Raw genomic sequence first — 13,047 nt, 5'->3', positions numbered from 1 at the left:
AGCGAAGAACTGAAGCTGCCTTTGTTGAAATTAGATCCTGATGCGGCTTTTGAGCAATATGGTATTGATTCTGTGTTGATCCACAAACTGACCAACCGTCTGGAGGCATCTTTCGGGAAACTGCCGAGGACATTGTTTTTTGAGTACCAGACACTGAGAGAGCTGGCCGATTATTTTGCCGCACATCATGCAGCGAAGCTGTCAGCATTAACGGGTGTCGTCAATTCCCGCGAAGAATTGCCAGTGACGCCTTTGGCTACATCGCCGTCTGTTAGTCGGGCAGCCGGCTCAAAAGACATAGCCATTGTGGGCTTGAGCGGCCGTTATCCCGGCGCCCGCAATATCGGTGAATTCTGGGATAACCTGAAAGCAGGACGAGACTGCATCACGGAGGTGCCGGCAGACCGCTGGGACATGGAAGCATGTTACGATCCCCAAAAAGGCAAGGCGGGTAAGAGTTATAGCAAGTGGGGCGGTTTTGTGGCAGACGTGGATAAATTCGATCCTTTGTTTTTTAATATTTCCCCACGGGAAGCGCATTATATGGACCCACAGGAGCGCCTGTTCCTGGAAGCCGTATGGGAAGCGCTGGAGGATGGCGGTTATACCCGCAGCCGGCTCCGGTTGCTGGATGGACTTGTCAGCGTTTATGCAGGCGTGATGTATGAAGAATACCAGTTGTATGGCGTTGAGGAAAGTTTAAAAGGTAATCCGGTAAACATTGCAGGCAACCCTGCCAATATAGCCAACCGGGTATCTTATTTTCTGAATCTGCATGGCGCCAGTATGTCTGTCGACACGATGTGTTCTTCGTCATTGACGGCAATCCACCTGGGCTGTCGTGCGCTGCAAAGCGGAGATGCGGCGCTGGTGATTGCCGGCGGGGTGAATGTAACGGTACATCCGCATAAATACCTGATGCTGAGCGAAGGCGGTTTTGTTTCCAGCCAGGGCCGGTGTGCCAGCTTTGGGGAAGGGGGCGAAGGATATGTGCCATCAGAAGGGGTAGGCGTGGTTTTGTTAAAACGCCTGTCTGATGCGGAAGCGGACGGAGACCAGATCTATGGTGTGGTACGTGGCAGCAGCATTAATCATGGCGGCAAAACGAATGGTTATACAGTACCTAATCCGAAGGCGCAGAGCAGCGTGATCATGGCGGCGATGAACGAGGCCGGCGTGTCCGCAGAACAGATCAGTTATGTGGAAGCCCACGGCACGGGCACCAGTCTGGGAGACCCTGTTGAAATAGCAGGTTTGTCGCGCGCATTTGAAACGGGGAAAAAACAATACTGTAGCATCGGGTCTGTCAAGTCTAATATCGGTCATTGTGAATCGGCCGCAGGGGTGTCTGGCTTAACGAAAGTGCTGTTGCAGCTTCGTCATCGTCAGCTGGTACCTTCGTTGCATTCGCAAACATTGAATCCTCATATCGATTTTGAGGGCAGCCCTTTTAAAGTACAGCAGGTACTAGCGCCCTGGGCATCGGGCTCAGGGTCCTTACGGCTTGCTGGTATCAGCAGCTTTGGGGCAGGAGGAAGTAATGCGCATCTTATCGTGTCTGAGTACACGGACCGCCGGCCAGCGGGCAAGGTGTCCGGAGCTGTATTGTTTGTGCTGTCAGCGCGCAACAGAGGCCGGTTACAGGCATACGCTCAACGTTTACATGCTTACCTGGCAAAGGCGGAAGGCATCAGCCTGCATGATGTCGGGTATACGTTGCAGACCGGAAGAGAAGCCATGGACGAACGCCTGGCAGTGGTGGTGAAAGATGTCCCGTCGTTATTGGCCCAACTGGAAAAATATATATCCGGTGAACCCGGAGAATATTATCACGATAACTGCCGTAAAGAAAAGGAAGAAAGCGTGGCGGCCGGGATGTTATCAATACAGGACCTGGCAATGGCCGGCCAGTCATGGGTGAAGGGAGCAACTATTAACTGGCAGGAGCTTTATTCGGCAGGCCACAAGCCGCGACAGATCAGCCTGCCCACATATCCTTTTGAACAAAAGCGCTACTGGTATAACCTTAGACTGCATGCCAATAAACAGGAGCCGGGTCCGCCGCAACAGAAGCAAAACAGGATTGTACTGGCTCCGCCAGGACATGTACAACGAGCAGCCGTTACTGCTGCTGCCGCCAGGATTAGCCTGGAACCACTGGTAACTGAAAAAGAACAAGCTATGGCTCGGCCAATTATTACACTAACATCTGAACAGGATATGATAACAGAAAAAATTTACGATGCGCCACAGGTGTTACAGCAACTGTCGTCTCTGCTGGCTGATGCGTTATATATAGAAAGCACACAGTTTGATAGAGATGAAAAGTTTATTGATCTGGGACTGGATTCCATTATTGGTGTAGAGTTGCTACAAAAAGTAAATAATTGTTTTCATACGGATATCAGTGTTACAGATCTTTATAATTATCCCACTTTAAACACGTTAGGCGCTTACATATACAGTCAGCTACCGAACGCAGTGGCAGTACCGGAGAAAGAACAAGCAGACGAACAATATATTTCCTCACGACAGACAGCAGTTAAAAACGAAATACCGGAAATATTGAGACAGCTGTTGGCAGATGCTTTGTATATAGCTCCGGAGCAAATCAATGACGATGAGAAGCTCATTGATATGGGGCTCGATTCCATTATTGGCGTGGAATTGGTGAAAAACATGAACGAGCAACTGGGACTTCATATAGAAGCGACTGATCTTTATAATTACCCGACGCTGAGAGAACTGGCAGCTTATATTTCAACGCTGCCGCCACATGCTGCCAACCCTTCAACTATCCCCGATACGCCCGCTCTCCCGGAAACTTCTCCGATAGCAGGCCGGCAGGATAAACAGGAAACACCAAAATCTCAACCCGTCGTGGTAACAAGTGATATTGCCATCATTGGTATGTCCGCCAGAATGCCGGGCGCTGCCAGCGCTGATATTTTTTGGGAACATCTGAAAGCAGGCAAGGATATGGTGACAGAAGTGCCGGAGGAAAGATGGCGGCAGTCGTCTTATTATCATCCGGACCCTGCTGAAAGCGGCATGTCTTACAGCAGGTGGATGGGGATACTCGATGATATTGACCGGTTTGATCCCCTGTTCTTCAATATTTCTCCTAAGGAAGCAACATTTATGGACCCGCAACAGCGGCTCTTCCTCGAAGAATGCTGGAAAACCATTGAGGACGCGGGATATGACCCCAAACAGCTGGCAAACCGGGCTTGCGGGGTATACATAGGCGCTGGCTATGGTGACTATCATAAAAGAATAGGGTTCAGCAATAATGACCTGGCATATCTGTTGACTGGTAACAGCAGTGCTATTTTAAGCGCGCGCATTGCATACCTGCTTAATCTGAAAGGGCCCAGCCTGTCAATAGATACTGCTTGTTCCAGCTCTTTAGTCGCTATTGCACATGCGTGTGACGGCTTGTTGCTGGGTAACTGTGACATGGCATTTGCCGGCGGCGTTTGTGTGCTGACAACTCCGGATATGCATATCATGACCAGTAAGGCAGGCATGTTAAGTCCGGAGGGGAAATGTAAAACATTTGACCAGCAGGCCGACGGCTTTGTGCCTGCGGAAGCAATAGGTGTGGTGTTATTGAAAAGACTGGACCAGGCAGAAAAAGACGGAGACAGAATACATGGAGTGATAAAAGGCTGGGCTGTGAACCAGGATGGTGCTACCAACGGCATTATGGCGCCAAGTGACAAGTCGCAGACCGCATTACAACGACATGTATATGATAAATTTAAAATTCATCCCGAAACCATTACCTATGTAGAAGCTCATGGTACCGGTACTAAACTGGGCGATCCTATCGAGGTGAAGGCGTTAAAGGAAGCTTTCAAAACCTACACCAGCAAAACCGGCTTCTGTGGTTTGGGAAGTGTTAAGTCTAATATAGGGCATTCACTGGCGGCAGCGGGAGTGGCCAGTGTTATAAAAGTGGTGCAGGCATTAAAACATAAGCAGATACCCCCAACGATTCATTATACAACGCTGAACGAACATATTTCACTTGAACAGACACCATTTTACATTAACACCAGTCTGAAAGACTGGGTGATACAACACCCTGGCCTACGCCGGGCTGCTATCAACAGCTTTGGCTTTAGCGGTACCAATGCGCATATGGTGATCGAAGAATATCCAGCCAGGCATGTGACTGTTGCCAATACATCGCCAGCCATCATTGTCCTGTCTGCGCAGCATCCCGACAGGCTGAGGGAAATGGCCGGCAACTTGTTACAGCACTTGAAAGACTATCCTCATCTGGAGCTTCATGAAATCGGCTTTACACTGCAGACAGGGAGAGCCGCGCTGGTAGAAAGGCTTGCATTTGTCGTAAAAAGCCGGGAAGAGCTGTTGACCCGACTGGAAGGATACATTACAGGAGGCACGGGCGAAATTTTCACTGGTAACGTAAGAAAAGACAAAATAGACTTTTTGTTGGAAGGGATAGCGGGAAAGGCCTATATCGAGGCGGCGCTTAAAGCGAAAGAACTGAAGTCGCTCGCCCGGTTATGGGTAAAAGGTGGTGATTTCAACTGGCATTTGCTGTATGACGGCAAATTGCCCGCCAAGGTGGGACTGCCTGCGTATTCTTTTGCGAGAGAATCTTACTGGTACGACGAAACCGCGCCATCTGCGGAACCTTCCCGGGCAGATTACCCTAAAACGGAGATAAGTCAGCAACAACGATATACCAACGTATATTCCGGTCAGGAGACTTTTTTGACAGATCATATCGTGCTGGGGGAAAAGATATTTCCGGGAGCAGCCTATCTGGAACTTGCCCGTGAAGCCGCTTCCCATACGACAGGCAGGCAGATCACCCAGTTAAAGGATATTGTCTGGATGCGGCCAATGACGATCAACGGAGTAGGGGCGAAGGTAGATACTGTACTCACCCGGACGGGAACTGAGTGGTGCTACCAGGTTCTCCGCACCAATGGCCATGGAGAAGAAATGCATAGCCAGGGCCGCATAGGCACCGCAATGTTGTCGTTGCCGGGAAGCCACGATCCGGAGATTATCAGAAGACGGTTGCCCCGCGTTATGCAGAAGAGAGAATGTTACAACTGGTTCTCCGAAAAAGGACTTCATTATGGAGATAGTTTTCAGGGAATAACCACACTTTATTTTAATGAAACGGAAGCGCTCTCGAAAATAACGCTTCCTCCAAGCCCGTCTTTCGTACTTACCCCGGGGATGCTGGACAGCGCGCTGCAAACTTGTGTTTGTCTGTGCACAGAAAACGAAACGCAAAGGTTACCGTTGCCTTATAGCATAAGAGAAGTGAATATCTACAGGGAACTGCCAGGAGACATCTGGTGTTACGCCAGAAAGGCGAATGGGAATGGCGTTGCACATACTTTCAACAACTTTGACCTGGACATCTTAAATGAAGATGGTGAGGTATTGCTGACTATCAGAGACTTTGCCGTCATTCCAATGAATACCGTGCCCCAATATGCTGCCAATACAAATGCATGCCAGGTGGCACCTACTGTGACACCGGCCACAGATACTGCCGGTGATCATATGCATACAGCAGCGGACCTGGATAGCAGGATTAGGGAATTGCTTATCATGATCGTATGTAAGGTGTTGAAGTTGCAGCCTGCCCAGGTTGACCCCGATACACCGTTGTTTGAATACGGTATCGATTCAATACTGGGACTGAATCTGATCAAGGAGCTGAACGAAGCCTTGCAAACCGCTATACCGACCACTATCCTGTTTGATTATCCAACTATTAATCAATTTGCAGCATACCTGAAACTTGAATATGCTGCCAGCTTCAGAGACAGCAATCCGCAGGCGGTAAGTGGCCCGTACCGGCAACAGGCGTCGGAGCCGGCAGGAATAACAGCACAGCATACCGGTGTTGCTGGCGGCGCAGGAAAGAGATTGTTGCTACAGGCGCCGGGTACTGTTGCCGATATACAGCTGATGCCATTTGAACCGATGGCTCCCCGCGCAGGAGAAGTACTGGTAGAAGTAAAAAGTTTTGCATTGAATTTTGGGGACCTGTTATGCGTTAAGGGGTTGTATCCTAGTATGCCTCCTTATCCCTTTACACCGGGCTTTGAAGCTGCGGGGATTGTTAAGGAAACTGGTCATGGTGTTACAACCTTTCGTGTAGGCGATGAAGTGTTGGTTGCCGGAAATAAAGGCCTGGGAATGCATGCAACCCATGTAACAGTTGACTGCGGGCAGCTCCTGCCCAAGCCTGAGAAACTTTCTTTTTCGGAGGCATGTGCCATGCCTGCTGTCTCCATGACAGTGGTGGAAGCATTTAGAAGGGCGGGCCTGAGGTCCGGAGAAACGATACTTGTCCAGAGCGCTACCGGTGGAACCGGATTGATTGCCATACAAATGGCGCTTCATACAGGTGCCAGCGTGATCGCCACAGCCGGAAGTGAATTAAAACTTAATTACCTGAGAAAGTTAGGTGTCAGTCATGTAATAAACTATCTGGAGCAGGATTTTGAAGAAGAGGTGAAAAAGATCACTGCCGGAAGAGGGGTGGACGTATTGATCAATACCCTGGGAGGTGAAAACATCCAAAAAGGCATTAACTGCCTGGGTAAACGGGGAAGGTATGTGGAGCTGTCAATGACCGGCATTAAATCGGCCAACAAGATTGATCTCAGTAAGTTCTCCAACAACCAGACGTTTATCAGCCTGGATATTAACCGGTTGTTGAAGGACGACGAAAGTTATGCCAGGGAACTTTGGGATGCCTGCCAAACATTGATAGAACAGCATGTAATAACGCCTGTTATAGGGCGGCAATTTGATCTGCAACAGTTCAGGGACGCATACACGCAACTGGAAAATAGGAGTAACATTGGTAAAATAGTTATTAATACACAAATCCCTGGACCAGTAGTCGGAGATTATAATACGGATAAGACCAGGGAGATACGGCCGATATCACATATGGAAAGTGATATTGCGATCATCGGCATAAGTGGCCAGTTCGGGGCGGCAAATAATCTGGATGAGTTCTGGGATGTGCTCAAAAGCGGTACCAGTCTCATTGAAGAAGTGCCGCCCGAGCGTTGGGATGTGAATGCGCTTTATAGTACCAATAAGGAAGATAAAAACAAGATCTATTGTAAATGGGGCAGCTTTTTGAAAGATATTGACAAATTTGATCCTCGCTTTTTCCGGATCACGGGGGTGGAAGCCGAAACAATGGACCCGCAACAGCGCCTGTTTCTGGAGCATTGCTGGAAAGCCCTGGAAGATGCGGCCATTAACCCGGAGCAGCTCAATGGAAGCAAGTGTGGCGTCTTTGTAGGTGTTGGCCCCGGTGACTATGTGCAGCTGTCCATGAAGGCTACCACAGAAGCTTCTGCTTTCTGGGGTAATACCAGTTCTATCCTTGCCTCCCGTATTGCTTACTATTTAAATCTGAAAGGCCCGGCAGTAGCAGTGGATACCGCCTGCTCCAGCTCGCTGGTGGCCATGGATATAGCCTGTAAAAGCCTGCTGTTGGGAGAGACCGATCTTATCATATCCGGTGGCGTGACGGTATATACCACCCCCGAGTTTTACCGCCAATCATGCCGGGCGGGGATGTTGTCACCTCATGGCCGCTGCTATACATTTGATAGAAGGGCTGATGGATTTGTTCCGGGTGAAGGTGTTGGTGTTGTGGTGATGAAGCGGTTAAAAGATGCCGAAAGAGACAAAGACCATATATATGGTGTTATCAAAGGAATATTAACCAATCAGGATGGAACTACCAGCGGTATAACAGCGCCCAGCACCACCTCGCAGAAAAACCTGGAGACGGCGCTTTATAACAGATATAATATCGATCCGGCGACGATCTCTTATGTAGAGGCGCATGGTACCGGTACCAGCCTCGGCGACCCCATTGAGTTTCAGGCCCTGTCGGCCGCATTTGGCCAGTTTACCGGCAAAAAACAATACTGTGGGCTGGGGAGCGTAAAAAGTAATATAGGCCATACCGTTATGGCGGCAGGCGTGAGCGGTGTTTTGAAGGTCCTTCTGGCACTGAAGCACCGGCAATTGCCTCCGACGATCAATTTCGAAGCCTGTAATACACTGATTAGCCTCGAAGACAGTCCCTTTCGCATACAGGACAGGCTAACCAGCTGGGAAGCACCAGATGGTCTCCCACGTCGGGCTGCAGTGAGTAGTTTTGGCTTCAGTGGTACAAATGCCCATGTTGTCATTGAAGAATATGTGGCGCCGGATACAGGAAGACGTTTTTCCGGACCAGTTATCCTGCCTTTGTCCGCCAGGAACGCTGACCGGCTCCGGAAGCTGGCAGAAAATCTGAAACAATATGTGGAGAAGTTCCCGGCATTGGAACTGCATGATATCGCTTATACGCTGCAGATAGGCAGAAAGGCAATGGAAGAACGACTGGCAATAGTGGCGACAGATAAAGAAACACTGGTGGCAGTACTTACAGCTTATGTAAAAGGAGACACCCATCATCTTTTAACAGGCAATATCAGGAAGAACGCAACACCGGGTGGCGTGGAAAGCGGTACTGTAAAGGCATTGGTCGACCGGCATATGCGGTACAGGGAACTCAATGCCCTGGCAGAACTATGGGTGCAGGGTGCTACGGTCCGCTGGGAGCAGCTATACGCTCAGCAACTGCCCGCCAGGATCAGCTTGCCGGCTTATCCCTTTGCAAGAGAGAGATACTGGCTCGCTGCCGCAGACAATGCTGCGCAGCCTGTAATACCCGCTGCTGCGAAAGAAAAGGAAACGGCAGAAATATTATGTTTCGTTCCCGAATGGGAACATGTGGCTACACAAAGTGCCGGACAGCTGTCTGGTAATGGTGTCCACGTCGTGCTCCCCGGCGGCGCAGACCGGCCGTTCACGGAAAAACTGGAGGCGATATTGCAGCAGCGTGGCCTTCCGGTGGTGGTGCAACAGACCGCTGAAATACTACCAGACGGAACGACAGATGTCTACCTGCTACATGGCCTGAACAAAGACACAACAGTAATAGGAGATCAGGAACGACAGTTTTTTATGGCTGTAAAGCAGTTGTTATTTTCCGGGTATCGTGACAGAAAGCTAAATCTTACTATTGTCATTGCCCATACCCAGCAGATACTCGCGGCCGATAAGGTATCAGTAACAGGTAGCGGTATTACCGGCCTGGCTGGCTCGCTGGCCAAAGAACAACCATTGTGGCGTGTGCGGGTGATAGATATCGAAAATGATAATGACATTACAGCCCTGCCAGACACACCTTACCATAAAGACGGAACGGTATGCGGCTACCGGAATGGAGCGTACTATGAACGCAAGCTTCGCACAATAAAAGCAGGCAACACCGGAAAAAGCCGCTTCCGGCAAAATGGGACCTACGTGATCCTCGGCGGTGCCGGCGGTCTTGGCCGGGAAACGACAGCATATCTCATCAGGAAGCACAATGCCCGGGTGATCTGGCTGGGACGAAGAGCACAGGATGAACAAATCAGCCGTTGGCAGGATACCGTGTCAGTGTCCGGCAACCGGCCGGTATATATTCAGTGTGACGCAACCGACAGGGCCGACATGGAACATGCGTATGCTGCAATTAAGTCGGCATATGGGCCTGTACATGGACTGATCCACTCAGCTATTGTATTAAATGACAAATTGCTGAAAGATATGAGTGATCAGGACTTTGAAGGTCCATTTACCGTGAAAGCCTCCAGCAGCCATTATTTGGTGGAAACATTCCGCAATGAACCATTGGATTTTATCTGTTTTTATTCTTCGGCGCAATCACAATGGAATGCTGCCGGACAGAGTAATTATTCTGCCGGCTGTAGCTACAAGGACAGCTACGCCCATGCCGTTAGCCATCAATTGCCAATACCGGTGTATATCATTAACTGGGGATATTGGGGAGAAGTGGGAATCGTATCTTCTTCCGATTACCAGCGGAGAATGGCGTTCATGGGAGTGGAAAGCATCTCCTCTGCGGAAGGAATGGCGTTGCTGGAAGCGGTACTGGAAGGAAATACAAGGCAGGTGATTTATGCTAAGTTAACTGCAGCGGCCAGAGCTATGCTGCCTTTGATAACGACCAAAACCGAAAAGGTCCTCCCGGAATTATCGCTGCCACCGGTACCGCCTTACCATCCTGCAACAGAAGTGGAACAGCCATTTGAAGCCATCTGCGCGAAAGGGCTGTTGCAGGTATTCCTGGAATTCGGGCTTCAAACGGAACAGCCAGCGGAAATAGCCACAAAGTATCATCGTTTGTTTAAGGTATTGATAGGTTTCCTGGTGGACCGTGGTTATCTGGAGAAAAAAGGAAGCGCATTGGTGATACCGGAAGCCATACAAAACAGCTTGTCGGGCTTTAATGTGGCAGCATCTATCGATGCATTGACCGCAACTCATACATCCTATACACCCCACAGTAAACTGTTAAAGGCTTGCCTGGGAGCTTTCGGCGCAATATTGACAGGAAAAGCGAGGGCTACAGACGTCATCTTTCCGGGAGGAAGTATGGAGCATGTAAGCGGAATATACAAAGGAAACTATCAGTCTGACTACTTTAATGATGTATTATCGGAAGTAGTACTGAGCCGGGTGAAAGATATCTCTGATCATTTAGCCGGCGGAGAGAAGGTGCGTATACTGGAAGTAGGGGCCGGTACAGGAGGCAGTAGCGAGGTCATATTCCGGAAGCTCCGGGCCTATAGTGATCAGGTCGAATATGTGTACACCGATATCTCCCGCAGCTTTCTGTTACATGCTGAAGCTCATTACAGAGAGTTGGCTCCTTACTTAAAAACGGCCGTTTTAAACATAGAATCGCCGGTAGCCGGACAAGCACAGCCCATTGAATATTACGATATAGTGATAGGCTCCAATGTAGTACATGCCACCCGTAACATATACCGGACATTGAACAACATCAGGCCTTTACTGAAGAAAAACGGGTTATTGCTGTTGAATGAAATTGTTACCACTAATCTGTTTACCACACTGACATTCGGATTACTTGACGGATGGTGGCTATACGAAGATGAGACCTTGCGAATGGAAGGAAGCCCCTGCCTGTCGTCTGGAAGCTGGGCGGCCGTGCTGGCAAAAAGCGGTTTTGGACAGGTCTCTTTCCATCCGTCGGTCAGTGGGTTACCGCAGCAGATCATTGCCGCAGTCAATAGTGGACAGACGGAAATTAACGCGCATGAAGCACCGCCTGTTTCTGCCAATGTTGCCAGGGCTCCTCAGGCGCCTGTAAGCCCCCCCGCGGGACAGCAGCATAATGAATGGCTGACCGCACAGCTGCTGGCGATTGCGTCAGCAACCATCAAAATACCACAGGCCGATCTCGATGTGAATGAACACTTCATGGATTATGGTTTTGATTCTATATTGGCCAATACTTTTATACGGAACGTTAATGAAGTATTGAAGATAACGCTGACGCCTTCTGATATTTATAACAATACCAATATCGTTGACCTGGCCGGTTTTATACAGACCAGCTATGGAGAAACTTTAAACCGTCCGGCAGAATGCAACCCGGACAAAGAACCCGCAGATGATGTTCCTGTTGTGCCTGAAATACTGCATTATCCGCTATCCGAAGCACAAAAAGGCCTGTGGTACAATCAGGAAATGGATGCCGGCAATTTTGTGTATAATATTCCCCTGGCATTTACTTTTACCGGGCAGGCCAACAAAGATCAGCTGGTGTATGCCTATCGCCTGATGTTGCATGAACATCCGATTTTGAGGGCCGGTTTCGGTATTGACGAAGAAACAGGCGCCGTTTGCCAAAAGATTAATATGGTGGAGGATGCGCTGTTTGTTGACTTTGTAGAAATTGACGAACAGCATGATGTCAGTGTGGAGTTCAACCGGTTACTGAAAATGCCGTTTAATCTGAGACAGGATACACCTGTTCGCTTTTATATCCGACAGGACAAGATGAGCAAACAGATGTATCTGTTGTTTGTATTTCATCATATCGTATTTGATGGAATGTCTGGCGGGGTATTTATGCGGTCGTTCCTTGAGAAGTGCCAAAAGCTCCACAGTGGCGGTATTGTGATTCCGCGGGACGAGGACCGGGCCTTTTTCAGTTTTGTGGAAGATGAGCGTTTGTTTATGAAAAGTGAAAGAGGAGGTCTTAGCCTGGCTTACTGGAGGGAAAAGCTTTCAGGTACGCTACCGGTATTGTCATTGCCTTTTGATACCGTTGCTTCCACTGCGGGCACCGGATATAGTGAAAAATTGGTTTCCCCGGAGATGTCACAGGAACTGAGATCATTGTCAAAGAAACTGAATGTTAGTCTGTCTTCGTTGATGTTGAGTACTTTTACTCTATTGCTGTACAAAATAACTGGTGAAGAAGACATTCTTACACTAATGCCTGTGGCCAACAGACCTGGGAAACAACACGAATCGGCCATCGGTTTTTATGTCAATATGATGATTGTCAGAAATAGTGCCCCAGGCGATAAAATATTTGCAGCGTTTGTGGATGACGTGAAAAACGGGGTAGTCAGCGGTTTTGACCACATCGGGTATCCGTTTACAAGCCTTGTTTCGGCCCTGCAGCTGGGAGGGGGACAAGGGAAACTGCCACTGTTCAGAACGACCTATAACTTTCAGAATATTTACGACAATGTGCTGAAAATGCAAAATGGCCCTGAAGAAGTGAAGATGATGAACGGATTTTTACAGGAAACGGAGAGTGAATATACGATGGAGGTATTTGACCTGAAAAAAACACTCTGTCTGCGTCTGAAATATGACCGGTCATTGTTTTTACCGTCAACAGTTGAGACTCATCTCACCTATTTTACCAATCTCTTAACCGCTGTTCTGGAAGATAGCAGTAAAAAATTAAAAGAATATGATATCTTATCCCCGGAAATGAGAGAGCAGTTATTAGCGGGATACTATCAGGCATCTGATTATGATGAAAATGAAACCTTTACGGGACTGTTTGAAAAGCAGTTCGGACACAGTACGGAAGTATAATCCCGAAGCCGCAGACTTATGGAATTA

At 48.8% G+C, this 13,047-nt stretch carries 1 protein-coding gene; it reads left to right on the top strand.

Annotated features, from left to right (window positions below; translation table 11 throughout):
• Positions 1-9: 9 nt before the first annotated feature.
• On the top strand, positions 10-13,020 hold the full coding sequence (locus ACTJJS_RS23790; RefSeq protein ID WP_440665533.1) for an SDR family NAD(P)-dependent oxidoreductase: 13,011 nt from the start codon (positions 10-12) through the stop codon (positions 13,018-13,020).
• The last annotated feature ends 27 nt before the right edge of the window (positions 13,021-13,047 follow it).

The organism is Chitinophaga sp. 22308 (assembly GCF_052045305.1).
In the GTDB taxonomy this organism is placed as follows: domain Bacteria; phylum Bacteroidota; class Bacteroidia; order Chitinophagales; family Chitinophagaceae; genus Chitinophaga; species Chitinophaga varians_A.
This window is presented reverse-complemented; position numbering and strand designations above follow the sequence as displayed.